17 protein-coding genes are annotated in these 22,006 nt (G+C 71.6%); 1 reads left to right on the forward strand and 16 read right to left on the reverse strand.

Annotated elements, in window-relative coordinates:
* Positions 1-28: 28 nt before the first annotated feature.
* The 16 genes from ACQP2T_RS39445 to pyrR all read right to left on the reverse strand — a co-directional run bounded on the left by ACQP2T_RS39445 (position 29) and on the right by pyrR (position 20,523).
* Positions 29-2,362, reverse strand: a complete 2,334-nt coding sequence (locus tag ACQP2T_RS39445; protein WP_433509957.1) for a primosomal protein N' — start codon at positions 2,360-2,362, stop codon at positions 29-31.
* A gap of 164 nt (positions 2,363-2,526) precedes the next feature.
* Entirely contained in the window at positions 2,527-5,295 is a 2,769-nt protein-coding gene (locus ACQP2T_RS39450; protein ID WP_433509958.1) for a LuxR C-terminal-related transcriptional regulator, read from the reverse strand.
* A 143-nt stretch (positions 5,296-5,438) separates the two neighbouring features.
* Positions 5,439-6,626, reverse strand: coding sequence for a methionine adenosyltransferase (gene metK / locus ACQP2T_RS39455; RefSeq protein WP_433509959.1), 1,188 nt, complete (start codon positions 6,624-6,626; stop codon positions 5,439-5,441).
* A 119-nt stretch (positions 6,627-6,745) separates the two neighbouring features.
* Positions 6,746-7,075, reverse strand: coding sequence for a hypothetical protein (locus ACQP2T_RS39460; RefSeq protein WP_433509960.1), 330 nt, complete (start codon positions 7,073-7,075; stop codon positions 6,746-6,748).
* 66 nt (positions 7,076-7,141) lie between these two features.
* Positions 7,142-8,434 (reverse strand): bifunctional phosphopantothenoylcysteine decarboxylase/phosphopantothenate--cysteine ligase CoaBC, encoded by a 1,293-nt coding sequence (coaBC, locus tag ACQP2T_RS39465; RefSeq protein ID WP_433509961.1) that lies wholly within the window; start codon positions 8,432-8,434, stop codon positions 7,142-7,144.
* A gap of 8 nt (positions 8,435-8,442) precedes the next feature.
* Positions 8,443-8,712, reverse strand: coding sequence for a DNA-directed RNA polymerase subunit omega (gene rpoZ / locus ACQP2T_RS39470; protein ID WP_214637710.1), 270 nt, complete (start codon positions 8,710-8,712; stop codon positions 8,443-8,445).
* Positions 8,713-8,717: 5 nt separating this feature from the next.
* The gene (gmk, locus tag ACQP2T_RS39475) at positions 8,718-9,290 is read right to left on the reverse strand and encodes a guanylate kinase (RefSeq protein ID WP_363990336.1); all 573 of its coding nucleotides are present in this window, start codon (positions 9,288-9,290) and stop codon (positions 8,718-8,720) included.
* A 139-nt stretch (positions 9,291-9,429) separates the two neighbouring features.
* The gene (gene mihF / locus ACQP2T_RS39480) at positions 9,430-9,753 is read right to left on the reverse strand and encodes an integration host factor, actinobacterial type (protein ID WP_214637712.1); all 324 of its coding nucleotides are present in this window, start codon (positions 9,751-9,753) and stop codon (positions 9,430-9,432) included.
* A 912-nt stretch (positions 9,754-10,665) separates the two neighbouring features.
* Positions 10,666-11,364 carry an orotidine-5'-phosphate decarboxylase gene (gene pyrF, locus ACQP2T_RS39485; protein WP_433509962.1) on the reverse strand — a complete coding sequence of 233 codons (699 nt, stop codon included), beginning with the start codon at positions 11,362-11,364 and terminating at the stop codon, positions 10,666-10,668.
* Positions 11,361-12,326 carry a dihydroorotate dehydrogenase gene (locus tag ACQP2T_RS39490; RefSeq protein ID WP_358444884.1) on the reverse strand — a complete coding sequence of 322 codons (966 nt, stop codon included), beginning with the start codon at positions 12,324-12,326 and terminating at the stop codon, positions 11,361-11,363. The genes pyrF and ACQP2T_RS39490 overlap by 4 nt, the downstream gene beginning before the upstream one ends.
* A gap of 128 nt (positions 12,327-12,454) precedes the next feature.
* On the reverse strand, positions 12,455-13,327 hold the full coding sequence (locus tag ACQP2T_RS39495) for a dihydroorotate dehydrogenase electron transfer subunit (protein WP_263656021.1): 873 nt from the start codon (positions 13,325-13,327) through the stop codon (positions 12,455-12,457).
* A 40-nt stretch (positions 13,328-13,367) separates the two neighbouring features.
* Positions 13,368-16,664: a carbamoyl-phosphate synthase large subunit gene (gene carB, locus ACQP2T_RS39500; RefSeq protein ID WP_433509963.1), complete on the reverse strand. Its 3,297-nt coding sequence runs from the start codon at positions 16,662-16,664 to the stop codon at positions 13,368-13,370.
* Positions 16,651-17,757, reverse strand: a complete 1,107-nt coding sequence (carA, locus tag ACQP2T_RS39505) for a glutamine-hydrolyzing carbamoyl-phosphate synthase small subunit (protein ID WP_433509964.1) — start codon at positions 17,755-17,757, stop codon at positions 16,651-16,653. The genes carB and carA overlap by 14 nt, the downstream gene beginning before the upstream one ends.
* The gene (locus tag ACQP2T_RS39510) at positions 17,754-19,040 is read right to left on the reverse strand and encodes a dihydroorotase (RefSeq protein ID WP_433509965.1); all 1,287 of its coding nucleotides are present in this window, start codon (positions 19,038-19,040) and stop codon (positions 17,754-17,756) included. Before ACQP2T_RS39510 ends, carA begins: the two co-directional genes overlap by 4 nt.
* Positions 19,037-19,954: an aspartate carbamoyltransferase catalytic subunit gene (locus tag ACQP2T_RS39515; protein ID WP_433509966.1), complete on the reverse strand. Its 918-nt coding sequence runs from the start codon at positions 19,952-19,954 to the stop codon at positions 19,037-19,039. Before ACQP2T_RS39515 ends, ACQP2T_RS39510 begins: the two co-directional genes overlap by 4 nt.
* Positions 19,951-20,523: a bifunctional pyr operon transcriptional regulator/uracil phosphoribosyltransferase PyrR gene (gene pyrR, locus ACQP2T_RS39520; RefSeq protein WP_433509967.1), complete on the reverse strand. Its 573-nt coding sequence runs from the start codon at positions 20,521-20,523 to the stop codon at positions 19,951-19,953. The genes ACQP2T_RS39515 and pyrR overlap by 4 nt, the downstream gene beginning before the upstream one ends.
* 237 nt (positions 20,524-20,760) lie before the next feature.
* On the opposite strand from pyrR, the gene ACQP2T_RS39525 reads away from it, so the two are divergent.
* On the forward strand, positions 20,761-22,005 hold the full coding sequence (locus ACQP2T_RS39525; protein WP_357945243.1) for an arginine deiminase: 1,245 nt from the start codon (positions 20,761-20,763) through the stop codon (positions 22,003-22,005).
* Position 22,006 lies beyond the last annotated feature (1 nt).

The raw sequence follows: 22,006 nt of genomic DNA on the forward strand, positions 1-22,006 counted from the left end.
TTACAGATGAGCGAATCGGGGAAACCGCTTAAATCAGGTCGAGCGGGTCGACACTCACCCGGACGACATCAGGTGCCTTACGGGCCGCACGTACCCCACTGGCCCCTTTGAGCGCGGCGGCCAGCGCGGCGCCGCCGCCGCGCGGGACGCGGATCATGGCGCGTTCCCTGCCCGCCTCGTCCACCGGCACGGGGCCGAGCACCTGGGCGCCGTCGGGCAGGCGCGTCTCGTCGAGCATCTGCCGGACCGCGGCGGCGCTGCCCGTGAGCGTCGCCATCCGTACGGCGGGCGGGAAGCCCAGCTCGGCGCGTTCGGCCAGCTCACGCTCGGCGTGGGTGATCGGGTCCCAGCGCAGCAGCGCCTGTACGACCGGCAGCGCGGCGTCGCCGAGCACCACCACCTCGGCACCGGGCCGGAGCAGGGCGGCGGCGTTCGTCCAGCGGCGCAGCGCCTCCTCGGTGGCCCGCAGGTCCGGCCGGCCGAGCAGCGCCCACGCGTCCAGCAGCACGGCCGCCGCGTAACCGCCCTCGGCCACCGGCTCGGCGCCGGGCGTGGCGACGACCAGGGCCCGGGTGGCGGGCACGGTGGCCAGCACGCCGTCGCGTCCGGAGGTGCGTACCGGGACCGAGGGGAAGGCCCGGCCCAGCTCCTCGGCGGTACGGCGGGCGCCCACGACGACGGCTCGCAGCCGATGGCCACCGCAGTTCGGGCAGCGCCAGCCGGCGTCCACCCGGCCGCACCAGCGGCAGTAGGGGGCGGAGTGACCGCCTCGCAGGCCGAGCGGGCCATGACACGACGGCGGCCCCGCGGAACCGGGCTCACTTTCGAGCCTGAGCCCGCTGTGCTTCGTCCCGCGGCCGGCCGCCGCCATGGCCAGGCCGGGGATGTCGGCGTTCGGCTCGCTCGCCTCGGCTCCTGGAGCCGCGCTGAGGCGGGTGGGCGGGAGCGCGCAGCGGGCGGGGGCGCGGCAGTTCTGGCAGGCCAGCGCGGGCAGGTAGCCGCGCCGGGGCACCTGGACCAGCACCGGACCGGACTCCAGCCCTTGGCGCAGCGCCCGCCAGGCCAGGCTGGGCAGCCTGGCCTGGCGGGCGGCCTGGTCTTTGGCGAGTTCGGCGTCCTCTCCGGCCGGATGTACGCGGGGGGCGAGGCTTCTGATCGTGGTTCGGGCGGCGACGATCGGCCTGGCCCAGCGGCTGGCGATGAGCTGCGTGGCCTCGGCGGTGCGCGTGTAGCCACCGATCAGCATGGCCGCGCCCGTGCGATGGGCCCGCAGCGCGAGGACTTCGCGGGCGTGCGGGTAGGGGGCCAGCCGTTCGGCGTGAAGGTCGTCACCGTCGTCCCAGATGGCCACCAGACCGAGCGCGGCCACGGGGGCGAACACGGCGGCCCTGGTGCCCACGACCGCCCGCACCTGCCCTCTCAGGACGCGCAGCCAGCGCCGGTAGCGTTCGGCCGGGCCCAGGTCCGCGGTGAGCGCCACGTGCCGCCCGTCACCGAGCACCCGGGTGAGCTCGGCGTCGGCCAGCGCCACGTCCTTGCCGTCGGGCACCACGACGACCGCGCCCCGCCCGCCGTCGAGAGTCGCGCGGACCGCCTCGGCCACCGCCCCGGCCCACCCCCTGGCCCCCGGCAGGGCCGACCATACGGCCCGGGGCGCCCGGCCGTTGCGCAGCGCGTCGAGGAACGACGGCCCCATCGGGTAGTCGTCCCAGGGCCCGGCGGACGCGCCGTCGGCCGGGGCGGGAGTGACTTTGGTCGTGTCGGTGACCGGGCTGGTAGGCGTATCTGTCGCCGCGTCGCCCGGCTGGCCAGAAACCGGACCAGTCACCGCATCCCCGGACGTACCAGAAACCGGACCAGTCGCCGCGCCACCGGGCGTACCGGGAACCGGTTCGGTTGGCGCGGCGGTCGTTTCGGCGGGTCTTGGGGGGGTCGCTTCCGCTCTGGCGTGGCGGGGCGGGATGGCCAGGCGCAGGACGTCGGCGAGCGTGCCCGCGTAGCGGTCGGCGACCGCCCTGGCCAGGCCCGCGATCTCCCCGGTCAGCACCCGCTCGCCCGACACGACCCGTTCGAGGGCGGTGAGCTTGCCCGCGTGCTCGCTCTCCTCGACCCGTTCGAGCACGAACCCGTCCACCAGCTGACCGGCGAACCGCACCCGCACCCGCACCCCCGGCTCGGCCGTCTCGTGCATCGTCACCGGCACCAGGTAGTCGAACGGCCGATCGAGGTGCGGCAGCGGGTTGTCCACCGCCACCCGGGCCACCGGCCGCGAAGGAGCGGGAACCGGCGCCCCCTTACCGGGCTTGGACGGCTCCACCCTCCGCACGGCGTCGAGCGGCAGGAGGGCGTTGGAGTCGGTCACGCATTACGTCTACCAGACCCGGACCACCCGTAACGCCCGCACGCTTGTCGGCCCCAAGCCCCGCGCCCGCCCGGTCCCCACCCCACGCCTGCTCGGTCCTCGGCCCTACGCCAGTCCGGTCCCCAAGCCCCCGTGTCTGCCCGTCCCAGAGCCGCAGACGGGGCTCAGCCTTGCTCGCGTTGCCGCCCGATCACCCAGGCGGCGACCTGACTCCGCCCGGAGAATCCGAGTTTGGCGAGGATGTTCTCCATGTGAGAGTCCACCGTGCGCCGGGCGACGACCAGCCGCTGCGCGATCAGCCGATTGGTCAGCCCGGCGGCGACCAGCTCGGCGACGTCCGCCTCGCGCGGGGTGAGCGGCGCCCAGAACGGCACGGCCGGGGTAGGAGGCGTGACACCCGGGGCGAGCGCGTCGGCGATCGTCTCCTCCTCCGACATGGCCCGGCCCTCGGCGACGGCCTTGCCGTGCTGCCGGCCGAGGGTCTCGCGTAGTTCCTTGAGGTGGCCGTCGCGCTCGGCGGCGAGGATCGGCGCGCCGAGCAGGGGGCTCACCTCGTACCCCCACAACCGTTGCGCCGCGCTCAGTAACCGGGCGGCGCGGGCGGGCCGGCCCTGGTCGGCGGCGAGCCGACCGAGGAGCTCGACGCAGAGCGCCCGCCCGAACGTCATGTGCAGCGACACCTGCGTCCGCAGCGCCGTTCTGGCCAGGGTGTCCGCCTCCGAGTACTGTCCGGCCGTCCGCCGCGCCAGGGCGAGCGCGAGCTCCGTCCAGGCGGCGGTGGCGCCGTCGCCCGCTTCCCGGCCGAGCGCGCCGGCCTTGGCGAGAACCTCCTCCGCCTCGCTGGTACGGCCGGCGAGGAGCAGGGTGAGGCCCAGTTCGACGGTGGCGTCGAGCGGATGGACGCCACCGTTGGGCGACAGGCCGTCGACGCACCGGGCCAGGTGGCGTTCAGCCGCGGGCAGGTCGCCCGCGCAGAGGCTCACCGTGCCGCGCGCCTTGGCGAGGTGGAGGGCGCCGCGCGAGCCCAGCCGGGCCGCGGGTGCCTCGGCCTCCTCCAGCGCCTCACGGGCCGCGTCCAGGTCGCCGCCGATGGCCGCCAAGTGGGCGAGCAGCGACAGGGCGTCGAGCCGTATCGGGTCGGAGCAGGAGGTGATGGGCAGCAGGCGTTCCAGGTAGCGGCGCCCGTACCGGGCCATGCCCCCGAACGTCCACAGCCCGCCCAGCCGCAGAGCCATCCGCAGCCCGCGCTCGCGGACGGCCGGGCCGACGGCGAAGGACTCGAGCGCGGCCCGCAGATCGGCCCACTCATCCCCGATCCGGACAATCCCCTTATTCCGGCGATGACCCGCCACCTCGGCCTTGACCCGGGTCAACTCCTCATCCCGGTCGCGACTCGCCACCTCGGCCTGGACCCGAGCCATCTCCTCATCCCGGTCACGACTCGCCGCCTCGATCCACTCGGCCCTGACCGGGGTTGTCTCCCCTCCCCGGTCACGACCTGACGCCTCACCTCTGTCACGGCCCGCCGAGTACACGCGGCCTGCTGCCTCGCCCCGGTAGCGACCTGCCGCTTCGGCGAGCGCGTAGTAGTGCTCGCGGTGGCGCGCCCGCAGCCGTTCCCGCTCGCCGCTGCCCGCCAGGCGGGCGGCGGCGAACTCGCGCACGCTGTCGGGCATGCGGTACACCGCCCGCCCCTCGTCCTGCTCCCTGGTCACGATCGACTTCTCGACCAGCGCCGCCAGCGTGGCGCGCACCCGCGCGGCGGGCAGCGGGCCGCCCGCGCAGACCTTCTCGGCCGCCGCCCGCTCGAACGTCCCCGCGAACACGCTCAGCCGCTCCCACAGCAGCCGCTCCTCGGGCGGGCAGAGCCCGTGGCTCCACGCGATCACGGCCCGCGTGGTGGCGTCTCCGCCTCGCTGGGCACCCACCTCCGGCGAACGCCTGCCCCAAGGGCCGACCACCTCCGCTGGATGGCTCCCCTGCGGCCCTCGCACGTCCGCTGAGTCGCGCCCCCGGAACCCCTGGGCATCCGCTGAAGGCCTGAGCCGCCTGCCCGCATCTGCCACGTGCCTGGCCCGCTGCCCACCCACGTCCACGGGATATGTGGCCCGCCGCCCGTTGTCGTCCGACGCCACCGACTGCCCGTCCGAGTCCGGGCGGCCGGGCGGGTCGGAGCGGCCGCTCGGGCCAGGGTGCCGGTCCAGGTCCGGGCGATCGAGCGGGTCCGGACGGCCGAGCGGGTCGCCGTACGCGTCCATCCGCGCGAGCAGCTCGTCCACTGGCGACCGGCGGACGTGCGCGGCGGCCAGTTCGATCGCCAGCGGGATGCCCTCCAGGCGGCGGCAGAGCTCGGCGACGGGCGCCGCGTTCCGCTCGGTGAGCTCGAAGCCGGGATCAACGCCGGGGTCGACGGCCGCGACCCGGTCGAGGAGGAGCGACACCGACTCCACCCGCGCCACGTCGGCGGGCGCCGACTCGCCACCTGGTACGGCCAGCGGCCGAACAATGACCGCGTGCGCGCCGGGGACCCGCAGCGCCTGCCGGCTCGTGGCCAGCACGTGCAGGCCGGGGGCGGCGCGCAGCAGCGACTGTACGAGGGCGGAGCAGGCGGCGGTCAGGTGTTCGCAGGTGTCGAGCACCAGGAGCAGGCGGCGGCGCAACAGCTGCGCGGTCAGGTCACCGCTGACGTCGAGGGCCTGGGCGATGACCTCTTCGAGAGAGTCGGGGTCGGTGTGCCCGGCCAGCTCGACGAACCGGCTGCCGTCGGTGAAGGCCCGCCGCATGAGCTGCGCGGCCCGTACGGCCACACGGGTCTTGCCCACCCCGGCGATGCCGGTGACGGTGACGAGGCGGCTGCGCTGGAGCATCCGCCGGACGTCAGCGACCTCCTGACGGCGACCCACGAAGCTGGTCGTCGTGGCACGCCATGGCATGATCCATTCCCCAGTTTCCGGAAGATCCAAGGAGACCACGGTACGTCTCCACGGCCTCCCTCAGAGAACGGCCCCCGCCCGACCGGCCGTGAACACGCAGATGCCGCACCCCCAAGCCGGGGTGCGGCATCTGACGGTAACGGTCACAGACCGGCGGCGGACCTCAGGGTCTCGGCGCGGTCGGTCGACTCCCAGGAGAAGCCCTCACGGCCGAAGTGGCCGTAAGCGGCGGTCTCCGAGTAGATCGGGCGCAGCAGGTCGAGGTCGCGGATGATCGCGGCCGGGCGCAGGTCGAACACCTGGAGCACGGCGGCCTGGATCTTCTCGACCGGCAGCTTCTCGGTGCCGAAGCACTCGACGAACAGGCCGACCGGCTGGGCCTTGCCGATGGCGTAGGCGACCTGGACCTCGCAGCGGTCGGCGAGCCCGGCGGCCACGACGTTCTTGGCGACCCAGCGCATCGCGTAGGCGGCCGAGCGGTCGACCTTGGACGGGTCCTTGCCGGAGAAGGCGCCGCCACCGTGGCGGGCCATGCCGCCGTAGGTGTCGATGATGATCTTGCGACCGGTGAGGCCGGCGTCGCCCATCGGGCCGCCGATCTCGAAGCGGCCGGTCGGGTTGACCAGCAGGCGGTAGCCCTCGATGTCGATGTCGAGGCCCGCGAGCACGGGGTCGACCACGTGCTCCTTGATGTCGGGCGTCAGCATCTCCTTGAGGTCGATCTCGGCGGCGTGCTGCGTGGAGACGACCACGGTGTCGAGACGGACCGGCTGGTCGCCGTCGTACTCGATGGTGACCTGGGTCTTGCCGTCGGGCCGCAGGTAGGGGACGGTGCCGGACTTGCGGACCTCGGACAGGCGCTGGGCCAGCCGGTGCGCGAGCGTGATCGGCAGCGGCATCAGCTCGGGCGTCTCGCGGCACGCGTAGCCGAACATCAGGCCCTGGTCGCCCGCGCCCTGGCGGTCGAGCTCGTCGATGTCGCCGTCGACCCGGTGCTCGTAGGCGTCGTCGACGCCCTGGGCGATGTCGGGCGACTGCGCCCCGATGGACACCGACACGCCGCAGGAGGCGCCGTCGAAGCCCTTGTGGGAGGCGTCGTAGCCGATTTCCAGGATCTTCTCCCGGATGATGGCGGGGATGTCGACGTAGGTCTCGGTCGTGACCTCGCCTGCGACATGGACCTGGCCGGTAGTGATCATCGTCTCGACGGCGACCCGGCTCTTGGGGTCGTCCTTGAGCATGGTGTCGAGAATCGCGTCACTGATCTGGTCGGCGATCTTGTCCGGGTGGCCTTCGGTGACCGACTCGGAGGTGAACAGGCGACGTGACAACTCAGTGGCTCCTCATGCAGCGGCTGCTGACGGACGTGCGGGCTCCGGCGACTGTACACCCCGGCCAGTGCCTCGCCGAAGTCTAGCCCTACCCACAGGCATGTCGCGAAACGGGTCGTTCACAGGTCGGGCAGGGGGTCGGGGGGCAGCGTCTCCGGCGCGAAGATCTCCGCGTCGGCGGCGGCGACCACGGCGGCGTACTCCTCCTCGAACTCGAACGCCATCACGCCCAGCTCGATCACCGGCCCGGAAGCCTGCATGATCGGCCCGAGCCTGGTGTGGCGGGGGAACGTCGCGTGGACGGAGACCGGGCGGTCGCTCCGGAGCATCCGGGTGGCGAGGACGGAGATGGCCGTGTCGGTGACCACGATCAGGAAGTTGCCCGTGCCCGACGGGCCCAGGGACAGCGCGGGGAAGACGTAGCGGATGTCCCCCTGATCGCCGAGCAACGTTCTGCATCGATCTCTGACAGTGGAACTCACCGGCATTCCCCGCCCCCTTTTGCCCCCTTTGTCTTAAGTATCGGCAGGCGTTCGGGGATGCCGCAACAGCTTGGCGACCTGATCCCAGACGGCGTCGGCGACGTCGTCCTTGGGGCCGCGGGGGATCTCCACCGGCTCGCCGCCCGCGACCAGCACGGTCGCCGCGTTGTCGGGCGTGCCGAAGGCCAGGTCAGGGCCGACCTGGTTGACGACGAGCAGGTCGCAGCCCTTACGGGCGAGCTTGGCCTGCCCGTTGGCGAGCACGTCGTCGGTCTCGGCCGCGAACCCGACGATCACCTCGGGATGACGAGCGACGACCGCCTCGGACTCCGGCCCGACGGCCACAGTCGAATCCGTCCCGGCCGCCACCCCGGAGGGCGGTCCTGCGGCGCGTCGGCGTTCGCCCAGTTCGGCGAGGATGTCGGGATTTTTCACTAGATAGAGGGGCTCGGGATCGCCCTCAGTTTTCTTGATCTTGGAGTCCTGCCGCGCGGCGGGCCGGAAGTCGGCCACCGCCGCCGCCATCACCACCACGTCGGCGGCGGCCGAGGCGGTCAGCACCGCCTCGCGCAGTTCGGCCGCCGACTCCACCCGCACCACGGCGGCCCCGGCCGGATCGGGCAGGGACACGTTGGCGGCCACCAGCGTCACCTGGGCCCCGCGGGCGACGGCCGTGCGGGCCAGGGCGTACCCCTGCAGCCCGGAGGACCGGTTGCCCAGGTAGCGGACCGGATCGATGGCTTCACGCGTGCCGCCGGCCGAGACGACGACCCGCCGCCCGGCCAGGTCGCGCGGACGGCCGGCCAGTACGCGCAGGCAGATCTGGAAGATCTCGGCGGGATCGGGCAGACGCCCGGGCCCGGTGTCGGCGCCGGTGAGGCGCCCGACCGCGGGATCGATCACCACGGAGCCCCGCTCGCGCAGCGTCGAGACGTTGGCCCGGGTGGCGGGGTGCTGCCACATCTCGGTGTGCATCGCGGGCGCGAACACCACCGGGCAGCGCGCGGTCAGCAGCGTGTTGGTGAGCAGGTCGCCGGCCAGGCCGTGCGCGGCCTTGGCGAGCACGTCGGCGGTCGCGGGCGCCACCACGACGAGGTCGGCCCGCTGGCCGATCCGTACGTGGGGCACCTCGTGAACGTCTTCCCACACGTCGGTCGTCACCGGGTTGCCGGACAGCGCCGCCCAGGTGGGCTCGCCCACGAACCGCAGGGCGTCGCGGGTCGGGACGACCCGCACCTCGTGCCCGGACTCGGTGAACAGGCGCAACAGCTCACACGCCTTGTACGCGGCGATGCCCCCGCTGACGCCCAGGACGACCCTCTTCATCTAACGGGTCAGACCGCGCCTTCGATGGGCTCGGCGTTGAGCAGGCCCTCGGCCACCTCGCGCAGCGCGATGGACAGCGGCTTCTCCTGCGCGTGCGTCTCGACCAGCGGCCCGACGTATTCGAGCAGGCCCTCGCCGAGCTGGGAGTAGTAGGCGTTGATCTGGCGGGCGCGCTTGGCACCCATGATCACCAGGGAATACTTGCTGTCGACGATGTCGAGCAGCGCGTCGATCGGCGGGTTGGTGATGCCCTCTGCGACCGGGGCAATTCCTGCCACGATTGTCAGACCTCTCGGTTGGTGGTTTTGATGACCCCCTGAGGGTCAGTCATCAAGGCTATCAGCCGGCGGCACACCTCTTTGACACTTGTGTTCACCAGCGTGAGGTCGAATTCCTTCTCGGCCGCCATCTCGACGTGGCCGGCCTCAAGGCGGCGGGCGATGACGTCCTCCGGCTCGGTGCCGCGGCCGCGCAGCCGCTTCTCCAGCTCCTCCCAGGAGGGCGGGGCCAGGAACACCAGCAGGGCCTCCGGCATGCTCTGCCGCACCTGCCTGGCGCCTTCGAGGTCGATCTCGAGCAGTGTGGGCATGCCCGCGGCGAGCCGGTCGAGCACCGGGGCGCGCGGCGTGCCGTACCTGTTGCCCGCGAACTCCGCCCACTCGAGCAGCTCCCCCGACTCCACGAGCCGGTCGAACTCCTCGTTGTCGGCGAAGAAGTAGTGGAGCCCGTGCACCTCACCGGGCCGGGGCTTCCTGGTTGTCACCGAGACCGACAGCCACACCTCGGGGTGTGCCCGCCGAATCTCGGCGACGACCGTTGACTTACCGACGCCCGACGGTCCGGACAGGACCGTCAGGCGCCGCTCGCTCGAGGGGAGGAAGTCGCCGACCCTCGTTCCAGATCCGACTGCCTCATGGGCCCAAACACTGCCGGACCTGGACCTGTCGGTCACTTCCTACCCCCCGTTGAACCTGCGCTTTCGTGTGGAACCGAGATTAGCTCTCGTTGCCACCGAACTCGCGCTCGAGGGATGCCCTCTGGTTCGCACCGAGACCCCGCACGCGGCGGGACTCGGCGATGGCAAGCCGCTCCATGAGCTGCTTGGCGCGGACTTTGCCCACGCCTGGGAGCGATTCCAACAAGGCCGACACCTTCATCTTGCCGATGACGTCGTCGGTCTGCCCATCCTTGAGCACCTCAGCCAGAGAAACCGCGCCATGCTTGAGCCGGTTCTTGACCTCGGCACGCTCTTTACGGGCCTTGGCAGCCTTTTGCAGGGCTGCGGCGCGCTGCTCAGGGGTCAGGGGAGGAAGAGCCACGCCGGGTCACCTCGAATTTCTGTCGATGTACTCGGACGGGAAGGGAAACTAGCTGGTCATCGCCCCCTAAGCAACGTCAATGGCAGTTTCTCTCCCCACAAAATCCACTTCATCACTCTCCGTGTATGTAAAACTACAGAGTGCTGATCAAATCGCCCCCACTTCCCGCTTCTTCCTTACACACAGGAAGCGCCGTGGGGGTACGATGATGATCACCCACCCGTCAGGGAGCGGTGTCCGAAACGTGCGCGGGTTTACGTCCGAAACCCCGCCCGAGGTGGGCATCCGTATGCCCTGTGGGGGTGTTCTCGCGACCCTGTGCGGGTCGTCGTGGGACGCCGTTCTGGGGTCGGCGTCCCTCCGGGGAGGCGCTCACCGTGCGTACACGGCCATCCGCCGTACGTGTGCTCATGGGAGCGGTCCCACCACGGCCGGGTGACGACGGCTGTGCTCCCGGCACATCCGCCCGTCACACGGGGCCCTGACCGACCGGCCCGCCGTACGGTGGGCCGAGCCGTGCCTGGCTGGTCGGGGCCGCCATGCGGTGGACCTGAGCTACACCGGCCGACCGGGTTTCCGCACGGGCCCGAACTACGGCGGCTGACCGGGCCTCCGCGCTGGGCCGGCGGGGCCTCCCGCACGGGGCTGGGCTGCACCGGCTCACCTCAGGGAGCTTGAGCCACACCGGCCTGCCGCATGGTGGGCTGGGCCAGGCTTCGCTGGTCGGCCGCTTGTGGTGGCGCGCCGGACAACGACGCGCCGTCCACTCGGCCGTGAGCTGACGGACGCGGGTCCTTCCCGGTGTGGCACTGGCGGCGGCAGGTTCGCCGCTGCGCACCGATGCCACGCCGCGATGGGCCGCGCACGAAGACCCGTCAGGAACACGGAAGGCCCCTAAGGGCGCGAACCCCCTTAGAAGGGGGTCGTGCGCCGCAAAGAGGACGCGATGGCGGCGGCCGTGGCGCCCGGGTCCGGGGAGGCGGTGATCGGGCGGCCGATGACCAGGAGGTCGGCGCCGTCCGCCAGCGCCTGCTCCGGCGTCGCCACCCGCGCCTGGTCCTGGCTGTCCGCCCCGGCGGGACGTACGCCGGGTGTGATGAGGGTGATGTCCGGCCCGACCTCCGAGCGCAGGTCGACGACCTCGTGCGGCGAGCACACCAGGGCCGTCGCGCCCGACTCGACCGACAGGACGGCCAGGCGGCGGACCGCGTCCGAGGCGGGGCCGGCGAGCCCGATGCGGCTCAGGTCGGCCTCCGAGAGCGACGTCAGCACCGTGACGGCCGCGATCTGGGTGTCCGGGGCCGCCTCGACGGCCGCGCGGATCATCGCGGGGCCGCCGGCCGCGTGGACCGTGAGGATGGCCGGGCGCAGCCGGGCGACCGCCCTGGCCGCCGCCGCGACCGTGTTGGGGATGTCGTGCAGCTTGAGGTCCAGGAAGACCTGTACGCCGCTCGCGCCCCGGATCGAGGCGATCACGTCGGGGCCGTAGCGCAGATAGAGCTCCAGCCCGATCTTCACCGTGGTGACGTGCGGGGTCACCAGGGCGGCCCACCTGGCGGCGGTCTCCAGGTCGGGGGCGTCGAGGGCGACGGCGATGGGTGCGGGCGTCAAGGGGAGCTCTCCTCGGAGTCGACGAGCAGGTGCCGGGGGGCGCTCCCCGGCGGACGGTGGGCCAGGCCGACCGCGTCGGCCAGCCGCTGGAAGCCGCGTGCCCGCAGCAGGTCCTCAAGCTCTCGCTCGATGCGCAGGCACGCGTAGGGGTCGTGGAACAGCGCCGTCCCCACCCCGACCGCGCAGGCGCCCGCCAGGATGAGCTGGAAGGCGTCCCTCCCGGTCGTCACGCCACCGACGCCGATCAGCGGCACCCCGGGCAGGGCGGCGTGCACCTGCCACACGCACCGTACGGCAAGCGGCAGGATGGCCGGTCCCGACAGCCCGCCGGTCACGGCCGCGAGCGAGGGCCGTAGCGCCTCGGTGTCGATGGCCATGCCGAGCGGGTTGTTGATCATGGACAGCGCGTCGGCTCCGGCGTCCACGCAGGCGCGGGCGACCGCCACGATGTCGGCCACGTCGGGCGCCAGCTTGGCGACCACCGGGACGTCGTACCGCATGATGGAGCGCACCGACGCGATCACCTCGGCGGCGGCGCTGCCCTCGCGGGCGAAGACCCGGCCGCGGTCCTCGATGTTCGGGCAGGACAGGTTCACCTCCAGGGCGGTGACGCCGGGCGCGTCAGCCAGCCTGCGGGCCAGCGCCGAGTACTCGGCCACGGTGCCGCCACCGATCGAGACGATGGTCCTGATGCCGCGCTGGGCCAGCCAGGGCAGCTCGCGTTCGAGGAAGGCGTCGATGCCGGGGCCCTGGAGGCCGACGGCGTTGAGCATGCCCGAGGGGGTCTCGGCCATCCGGGGGGTGGGGCGGCCGGCGCGCGGGGCCATGGTGATCGAGCTGGTGGTCAGGGCGCCCAGGCGGTGCAGGTCGAAGAACTGGGCCAGTTCGCGGCCCGAGGCGGCGCAGCCGGCGGCGGTGGTGATGGGGTTGGCGAGCTCCACGTGCGCCAGAAAAGTCCTCATATCTACCGACACGTCAGCCCACCCGCGCAAAAAAGCCGCAGAAAAACAGCCAAGCGGGACGCGGGCGCCGCGGAGAGACAGCCGCAAGATCGCGCAGGACGCGGCAGAAAGAGCGCGGGCAGTGAGTATCAGCCCGCATGGCGAGCACCGCCCTGCCCCCCGGGCGCCCCCAGCGCGTCGAACGGGATCGTCCCCACATCCTCGAACCGCACCCGCTCCCCCCGGAACACCGGCCCCTCCGCGCAGGCCCGCACCATCCGGGTCACGCCGTCATCCCCGATGACCGGCAGCACGCACGTCATGCAGACCCCGATCCCGCAGGCCATCGCCTCTTCCACCGCCACCTGCACCGGGATGTCGAACTCCATCGCCACCGCCGTGACCGCCCGCAACGTCTCCATGGGCGCGCACGCGTAGACCACGTCCGCCCGTGTGTCGGCGATCACCGCGGGCAGCGCGTCGGTCACCCGGCCGCGCAGCCCGAGCGAGCCGTCCTCGGTGGTGAGCGTGGTGGTCTGGGCCATCCGCCTGGCCCGCATGGCGCCGAACACCCGGTCCGCGCTGGCGCCGCCCAGCACGAAGTCGACCCGGCAGCCGCGTTCGATGAGCTGGTCGGCCACCGGGAACAGCACCGCCGAGCCGTACTCGGACCCGACCAGCACGCAGTGGACCGGGTCGCGCGGCAGCGGGAAGGGCCGTCCCAGCGGCCCGACGAGGTCGATCGTGTCACGCGCCCGGCGCTCGGCCAGCCACGCGGTGCCGGGGCCGCGCACGGTGAAGACGAGCTCCACCGTGCCGCCGTAGTCGGGCTTGACGTCGTGGATGGAGAAGGCCCGCCGCGTCACCATCGACGTGTGGGCCCCGCCGACGGCGACGGACACGAAGTGGCCGGGCCGGTAGCGCTCGGCGATGCCGGGCGCCACCACGGTGAGGGCATGGTAGGCGTCGACCCGGCGCGTCGTCAGCACCGTGCCCGTCACCTGCACCGGAGTGCCGGCCAGTCCTCTTCACCTCCCGCGGGAGCCTGCCGTCGATCGAGCCCTACGCCCCTGCCGCCCGCAGCGCCCGCCCGTGCTCCTGGAGGGACCGTACGCCGACGTCGCCCCGCACGATGGCCTGGATGCCCGCGGCCGCGGCGGCGAGTCCGGCGACCGTGGTGATGCACGGGATGCCGCGCAGCACGGCGGCGGTGCGGATGTCGTAGCCGTCGAGCCGCGGGCCCGACTGGCCCGGACTGCCGAACGGCGTGTTGACGATCAGGTCGATCTCGCCGTCGAGGATGTACTGGACACTCGTGGGCTCACCTCCGGCTCCGGGCCCCTCGCTCTGCTTTCGCACGATCTTGGCATGGACACCGTTGCGGCGCAGCACCTCGGCGGTCCCCTCGGTGGCCAGGATCTCGAACCCGAGGTCGGCGAGCGCCCGTACCGGGAAGATCATCGCACGCTTGTCCCGGTTGGCCACCGACACGAAGGCCCGGCCCTTGATGGGAAGTTCCCCGTAGGCGGCCGCCTGTGACTTGGCGAAGGCGACGCCGAAGGACTCGTCGATGCCCATGACCTCGCCCGTGGAGCGCATCTCGGGCCCGAGCACGATGTCGACGCCGCGGAAGCGGTTGAACGGCAGCACCGCCTCCTTCACCGCGATCGGCGCCTCCAGCGGCAGCGTGCCGCCGTCGCCCGTGGCGGGCAGCATGCCCTCCTCGCGCAGCGAGGCGATCGAGGCGCCCAGCATCACGCGAGCCGCCGCCTTGGCCAGCGGCACCGCCGTGGCCTTGGAGACGAACGGCACGGTACGGCTGGCGCGCGGGTTGGCCTCCAGGACGTACAGGACGCCGGCCGACATGGCGTACTGGACGTTCAGCAGCCCGCGGACCCCGACGCCGCGGGCGATGCCCTCGGTGGCGGCGCGGATGCGCTTGATGTCGTTGCTGCCGAGCGTGATCGGCGGCAGCGCGCACGCCGAGTCGCCGGAGTGGATCCCGGCCTCCTCGATGTGCTCCATGACGCCGCCCAGGTAGAGCTCCTCGCCGTCGAACAGGGCGTCGACGTCGATCTCGATGGCCTCGTCGAGGAACTTGTCGACCAGCACCGGATGGCCGCCCTCCTGGGCCGCCATGTAGGTGGTCAGGGTCGCGTCGTCGTAGACGATGGCCATGCCGGCCCCGCCGAGCACGTACGAGGGCCGGACGAGCACGGGGTAGCCGATCTCCTCGGCCACGGTCAGCGCCTCGGCGACGGTCGTCGCGGTGCCGTGCTTGGGCGCGGGCAGCTGCGCCTCGGCGAGCACCCGGCCGAACGCGCCGCGCTCCTCCGCCAGGTGGATCGACTCGGGCGAGGTGCCGACCACGGGCACGCCCGCGTCCTTGAGCGCCTGCGCGAGGCCCAGCGGCGTCTGCCCGCCGAGCTGCACGATCACGCCCGCGACGGGGCCCGTCTGCTGCTCGGCGTGTACGACCTCCAGCACGTCCTCCAGCGTGAGCGGCTCGAAGTAGAGCCGGTCGGAGGTGTCGTAGTCGGTCGAGACCGTCTCCGGATTGCAGTTGACCATGACGGTCTCGAACCCGGCCCGCGACAGCTCGAAGGAGGCGTGCACGCAGGCGTAGTCGAACTCGATGCCCTGGCCGATGCGGTTGGGCCCGGAGCCGAGGATGATGACCTTCTCCCGCTCGCCGTACGGGACCTCGCTCTCCTCGTCGTAGGCCGAGTAGAGGTAGGGGGTCTTGGCGGCGAACTCGGCGGCGCAGGTGTCGACCGTGTTGTAGACCGGCCGCAGGCCGAGCGCGTGGCGCAGGTCGCGTACGCGGGCCTCGTCGATGCCGCGGATCTCGCCGATCTGCGCGTCGCTGAAGCCGTGGCGCTTGGCCCGGTCCAGCACCTCGGGGGTCAGCTCGGTGGCCTCGCCGAGGGTCCGCGCCTCCTCGTCCAGCAGGAACAGCTGGTCGAGGAACCAGGGGTCGATGTGGGTGGCCTCGAAGAGCTCCTCGGCGGTGGCGCCGGCCCGGATGGCCTGCTGCACGGTGCGCAGCCGGCCGTCGTGCGGGACGCGGGATTCCTCGATGAGCTCGGCCTTCGGCCGCTGGGGGCCGGCCCAGGTGAAGGAGGAGTCCTTCTTCTCCAGCGAGCGCAGCGCCTTCTGCAGCGCCTCGGGGAAGGAGCGGCCGATGGCCATGGCCTCGCCCACCGACTTCATGTGCGTGGTGAGGGTCTGGTCGGCGCCCCTGAACTTCTCGAAGGCGAACCGCGGCACCTTGACCACGATGTAGTCGAGCGTGGGCTCGAAGGAGGCCGGGGTCTCCTTGGTGATGTCGTTGGGGATCTCGTCGAGCGTGTAGCCGATGGCCAGCTTGGCGGCGATCTTGGCGATCGGGAAGCCGGTGGCCTTCGAGGCCAGGGCGCTCGATCGGGACACGCGCGGGTTCATCTCGATGACGATCATGCGGCCGGTCGCCGGGTTGACCGCGAACTGGATGTTGCAGCCGCCGGTGTCGACGCCGACCTCGCGGATGACCGCGATCGCGACGTCGCGCATGTTCTGGTATTCGCGGTCGGTCAGCGTGAGCGCGGGGGCGACGGTGACGCTGTCGCCGGTGTGGACGCCCATCGGGTCGATGTTCTCGATGGAGCAGACGATGACCACGTTGTCATGCTTGTCGCGCATGACCTCGAGCTCGTACTCCTTCCAGCCGAGGATCGACTCCTCCAGGAGCACCTCGGTGGTCGGCGAGGCGTCCAGCCCGGCGCCGGCGATGCGGCGCAGGTCGGACTCGTCGTAGGCGAACCCGGACCCGACGCCGCCCATCGTGAAGGAGGGCCGCACGACCAGCGGGTAGCCGAGCTCGGTCGCGGCGGCCAGGCACTCGTCCATCGTGTGGCAGACGACCGAGTTGGCCGACTCCGCGTTCAGGCCGTGCTCGCGGGCGACCTTGGCGACGATCTCCTTGAACTTCTCGCGGTTCTCGCCCGCCTGGATCGCGTCGAAGTCGGCGCCGATCAGCTCGACGTCGTAGCGCTCCAGCGCGCCCGACTCGTGCAGCGCGACGGCGGTGTTGAGGGCGGTCTGGCCGCCCAGGGTCGGCAGGAGCGCGTCGGGGCGCTCCTTGGCGATGATCTTCTCGACGTACTCGGGGGTGATCGGCTCGACGTAGGTGGCGTCGGCGAACTCGGGGTCGGTCATGATCGTCGCCGGGTTGCTGTTGACGAGGATCACGCGGAACCCCTCGTCGCGCAGCACGCGGCAGGCCTGGGTGCCGGAGTAGTCGAACTCGCACGCCTGACCGATCACGATCGGCCCCGAGCCGATCACCAGGACGGACCCGATGTCATCACGCTTGGGCACGGTTCATGACCTCACAGAACTCGTCGAAAAGGTAGGCGGCGTCGTGCGGCCCGGCGGCGGCCTCAGGGTGGTACTGGACGCTGAAGGCGCGCCCGTCGAGCAGGCGCAGCCCTTCCACGCAGCGGTCGTTGAGGTTGACATGGCTGACCTCGGCCCGGCCGTAAGGGGTGTCGAACGACTCGCCGATCGGCGCCTCGACGGCGAAGCCGTGGTTGTGCGCGGAGATCTCCACTTTTCCGGTCCGTACGTCCTGGACCGGCTGATTGACCCCGCGGTGCCCGTAACGCAGCTTGTACGTGGACAGCCCCAGAGCGCGGCCGAAGATCTGGTTGCCGAAGCAGATGCCGAAGAACGGCAGCCCGGCCTCCAGCACCCGCCGCAGTGGCGTGACGTCCACGGTGGCCGGGTCGCCCGGCCCGTTGGACAGGAACACACCGTCCGGCTCGATTGCCATGATCTGCTCGAACGTGGCGCCGGCCGGCAGCACGTGCACCTCGCAGCCGCGCTCGGCCATCCGCTGCGGCGTCATGCCCTTGATGCCCAGGTCCACGGCGGCGACCGTGAACCGCTTCGCGCCGATGGCCGGCACGATGTACGGCTCGGTCGTGGCCACCTCGGAGGACAGGTCGGCGCCCTCCATGCGCGGCGCCCGCCGTACGCGCTTGACGAGCTCATCGACCGGCTCGGACGGATCGGTGAAGATCCCGGCGCGCATGGCGCCGCGCTCGCGCAGGTGGCGGGTGAGCGCGCGGGTGCCCGGCATGGCGATGCCGACGACGCCCTGTTCCTTGAGGTAATCGTCCAGCGAGCGGTTGGCCCGCCAGTTGGAGACCACGCGGGACGGCTCGCGTACGACGTAGCCGGCGACCCAGACGCGGCCCGACTCGGGGTCCTCGTCGTTGACGCCGGTGTTGCCGATGTGGGGGGCCGTCATCGCGACGATCTGCCGGTGGTAGGACGGGTCGGTGAGGGTCTCCTGGTAGCCGGTCATGCCGGTGTTGAAGACCATCTCGCCGAACGTCTCGCCCGCGGCGCCATACGGGGTTCCGTGGAAGACGCGACCGTCCTCCAGAACGAGCAGCGCAGAAGTCACACCAGCTTCCCTTCAAGTACTGTCGGCTTGCCGCGCAGGAAGGTCGCCACGACCCGGCCGGGGAGCGTCATTCCCTCGTACGGCGTGTTGCGGCTCTTCGACGCGAAGGCGGACGGATCCACCTCTGTACGGACGGACGGGTCGTACAACGTGAGGTTGGCCGGTACGCCCACCTCGATCGGTTGCCCGTGCCCCGCAAGGCGGCCGATACGCGCGGGCACGATCGACATGCGCTCGGCGACGCCGGCCCAGTCGAGCAGCCCGGTGTCGACCATGGCCTCCTGCACCACGCTGAGCGCGGTCTCCAGGCCGACCATGCCCATGGCCGCGGCCGACCACTCGGTCTCCTTGTCCTCGACCGGGTGGGGCGCGTGGTCGGTGGCGACGATGTCGATCGTGCCGTCGGCCAGCGCGGCGCGCAGCGCCTCCACGTCGGCGCGGGTGCGCAGCGGCGGGTTGACCTTGTAGATGGGGTTGTAGGCGCCGACCGGGGAGTCCTCGACGAGGTCGTCGGTGAGCAGCAGGTGGTGCGGGGTGACCTCGGCGGTGATGTTCCAGCCCTTGGACTTGGCCCAGCGCAGGATCTCCACCGAACCGGCCGTGGAGACGTGGCAGACGTGCAGCCGGGAGCCGACGTGCGCGGCCAGCAGGCAGTCGCGGGCGATGATCGCCTCCTCGGCGACCGCCGGCCAGCCGGTCAGGCCGAGCCGGCCGGAGACGACGCCCTCGTTCATCTGGGCGCCGCCGGTCAGCCTGGGTTCCTGGGCGTGCTGGGCGATCACGCCGTCGAACGCCTTGACGTACTCCAGGGCGCGGCGCATCAGCACGGCGTCGTCGACGCACCTGCCGTCGTCGGAGAAGACGCGGACCCGGGCGGCGGAGTCGGCCATCGCGCCGAGCTCGGCCAGCTGCCTGCCCTCCAGGCCGACGGTGACCGCGCCGACCGGCTGGACGTCGCAGTGGGCGAACTCCCGGCCCAGCCGCCAGACCTGCTCGACCACGCCGGCGGTGTCGGCGACGGGCGAGGTGTTGGCCATGGCGTGCACGGCGGTGTAGCCGCCGCGGGCGGCCGACTGGGTGCCGGTCTGCACGGTCTCGGCGTCCTCGCGGCCGGGCTCGCGCAGGTGGGTGTGCAGGTCGACCAGGCCGGGCAGCACGATCGCGCCGCCGCCCTCGATCGCCGCCTCCCCGTCGATCCGCGGGGCGATCTCGGCGATCACCCCGTCCTCGACGCGGATGTCGACGGGCTCGCCACCGACGATCCGTACGTTGCGAATGATCACGAAGTCTCTCCCCCGAGCAGCAGGTACAGGACGGCCATGCGGATGGTCACACCGTTGGCGACCTGCTCGACGATGGTCGAGCGCGGCGAGTCGGCCACCTCGGCGGCGATCTCCATGCCCCGGTTCATCGGCCCGGGGTGCATCACGATGGCCTCGTCGGGCATCTTGGCGAAGCGGTCGCGGTCGAGGCCGTAGCGGCGGGAGTATTCGCGCTCGCTCGGGAAGTAGGCGGCGTTCATCCGCTCCTTCTGCACCCGCAGCATCATCACCACGTCGGACTTGGGCAGCACCGCGTCGAGGTCGTAGGAGACCGCGCACGGCCACGTGTCGACCGAGACCGGCAGCAGCGTGGGCGGCGCCACCAGCGTGACGTCGGCGCCGAGCGTGGCCAGGAGCAGCACGTTGGAGCGGGCGACCCGGCTGTGCAGGACGTCGCCGACGATCGTGACCTTGCGGCCGTCGAGGCCGCCCAGGCGGCGGCGCATGGAGAAGGCGTCGAGCAGCGCCTGCGTGGGGTGCTCGTGGGTGCCGTCGCCGGCGTTGACGACGCTGCCGTGCACCCAGTTGGCCAGGCGGTGCGGCGCGCCGGAGGCGCTGTGGCGGATGACGACCGCGTCGGCGCCCATCGCCTCCAGCGTCAGAGCCGTGTCCTTCAGCGACTCGCCCTTGGAGACGCTGGAGCCCTTGGCGGAGAAGTTGATGACGTCGGCCGACAGCCGCTTGGCCGCCGCCTCGAAGGAGATGCGGGTGCGGGTGGAGTCCTCGAAGAACAGGTTGACCACCGTACGGCCGCGCAATGTGGGCAGCTTCTTGATGGAACGTTCCGAGACCCTCGCCAGTTCCTCGGCCGTGTCGAGGATGAGCAGGGCGTCGTCCTTGCCGAGGTCGCCCGCGGAGATGAGATGGCGGTTCACTTGGCCTCCTCCTTCATCAACAGCACGGCGTCGCGCCCGTCGGTCTCCTGCAGGTAGACCTTCACCTTCTCGCTCTTGGCGGTCGGCAGGTTCTTGCCGACGTAGTCGGCGCGGATGGGCAGCTCGCGATGGCCGCGGTCGACCAGCGTGGCCAGCTGTACGGCGGTCGGGCGGCCGAGGTCGTTGAGCGCGTCGAGTGCCGCGCGGACGGTGCGGCCGGAGTACAGGACGTCGTCGACCAGCACCACGATCCTGCCGTCGATGCCGTCGGGCGGCAGCTCGGTGTGGCCGAGCGGCCGGGCGGGCCGGAGCCGGAGGTCGTCGCGGTACATCGTGATGTCGACCGAGCCGACGGGGATCTTGACGCCTTCGAAGCGTTCGATGCGGTCACCGAGCCGGCGGGCCAGGGTGACGCCGCGGGTCGGGATGCCGAGGAGGACGACGCCGTCGGCGCCCTTGGTTCGTTCGAGGATCTCGTGCGCGATCCGGGTCAGCGCCCGGTGGATGTCCGGGCCCTCCAGAACGGCCCTCGACAAGGGGGTCTGGTCGGACGTTGGGGATTCGGACACGGCAGAGCTCACCACCTTTCCCGCCTCACGGGACGGGTCTTAAAAGGGTGTTGGTCGTGACACACAGTACCAGGGGCTACCAGCCAGAACTCTTGCCACCTACTCCCCATGGCTGCCCACGGTTGGGTAATTTCCCCGCCCTTTCCGTGTCGGAACCGTCCACGCGGGGCACGTGACGGGCATCGCGGGCGGTGCCAGCGCGTTGACGTCCGCCTGCTTCGAGGGGATACAGGGACAATGACCTTCCATGTCGACTCCGAGGTGGGCAAGCTCTACCAGGTGCTGCTGCACAAGCCCGACCTGGCGCTCAAGCGGCTCACCCCGACCAACAAGGACGCGTTCCTCTTCGACGACGTGCTGTGGGTGCAGCGCGCGATGGAGGAGCACGAGGAGTTCCAGCAGGTGCTGCGGGAGCGCGGCGTCAAGGTCCACATGCTGGCGGACCTGCTCAGGGAGACGATCGAGATCCCCGAAGCGCGCAAGCACATCCTCGACGGGATCCTCGACGAGCGCTTCATGGGCCCCCTGGCCGTCGACGACATCCGCAACACCCTCGACTCCATGGACTCCAAGACCCTGCAGATGTACCTGACGGGGGGCATCACCAAACGCGAGATGGTCGAGGCGGGCTGTGACCCCAAGTCGATGTCCTACCACGCGGCCGGCGACGACGACTTCATCCTGCCGCCGCTGCCGAACCACCTGTTCACCCGCGACACCTCCTGCTGGGTGTACGACGGCGTCTCGATCAACGCGATGAAGAAGAAGGCGCGCATGCGCGAGACGGTGAACATGGAGGCCGTCTACGAGTTCCACCCGACCTTCGCCGACGGGTTCGGCCGGCCGCAGAAGGGCGGCTACAACGTGTGGCTGCCCGGCCAGTCGGTCGCTCCGGCCACACTGGAGGGCGGCGACGTGCTGGTCCTCGGACGCGGCGTGGTGCTGATCGGGATGAGCGAGCGTACCCAGCCGCAGGCCATCGAGATGCTCGCGCAGCGGCTGTTCCAGGCCGGCTCCGCGCGGAAGATCATCGCGCTGAACATGCCGAAGGCCCGCGCGTTCATGCACCTCGACACCGTGATGACGATGGTGGACGTGGGCGTGTTCACCAAGTACGCGGGGCTCGGCATGCTGCCCTCGTACACGATCGAGCCGGGCGACACCGAGAAGGAGCTCAAGGTCACCGACCACCCGCCGGAGGACATGCACCGGGCCATGGCGCGGGCCCTGGACCTGGACGACATCAAGGTCCTCATCCCGACGCAGGACGTCTACGCCGCCGAGCGGGAGCAGTGGGACGACGGCTGCAACGCGCTGGCCATCGAGCCGGGCGTGGTCGTCGCCTACGAACGCAACACCACGACCAACAACTTCCTGCGCGGCCACGGCATCGAGGTCATCACGATCCGGGGCAGCGAGCTCGGCAGGGGACGCGGGGGGCCGCGCTGCATGAGCTGCCCGCTCGAGCGGGACGGCTTCTGAG

This window comes from Nonomuraea sp. CA-143628, from assembly GCF_050942315.1.
Classification (GTDB): domain Bacteria; phylum Actinomycetota; class Actinomycetes; order Streptosporangiales; family Streptosporangiaceae; genus Nonomuraea.

Bases quoted from the DNA above. Each gene is read 5' to 3' on its own strand.
- coaBC (WP_433509961.1), bottom strand. From the start codon at position 8,434: ATGAAGAGGGTCGTCCTGGGCGTCAGCGGGGGCATCGCCGCGTACAAG.
- ACQP2T_RS39490 (WP_358444884.1), bottom strand. From the start codon at position 12,326: ATGAGGACTTTTCTGGCGCACGTGGAGCTCGCCAACCCCATCACCACC.
- ACQP2T_RS39525 (WP_357945243.1), top strand. From the start codon at position 20,761: ATGACCTTCCATGTCGACTCCGAGGTGGGCAAGCTCTACCAGGTGCTG.
- ACQP2T_RS39450 (WP_433509958.1), bottom strand. From the start codon at position 5,295: ATGCCATGGCGTGCCACGACGACCAGCTTCGTGGGTCGCCGTCAGGAG.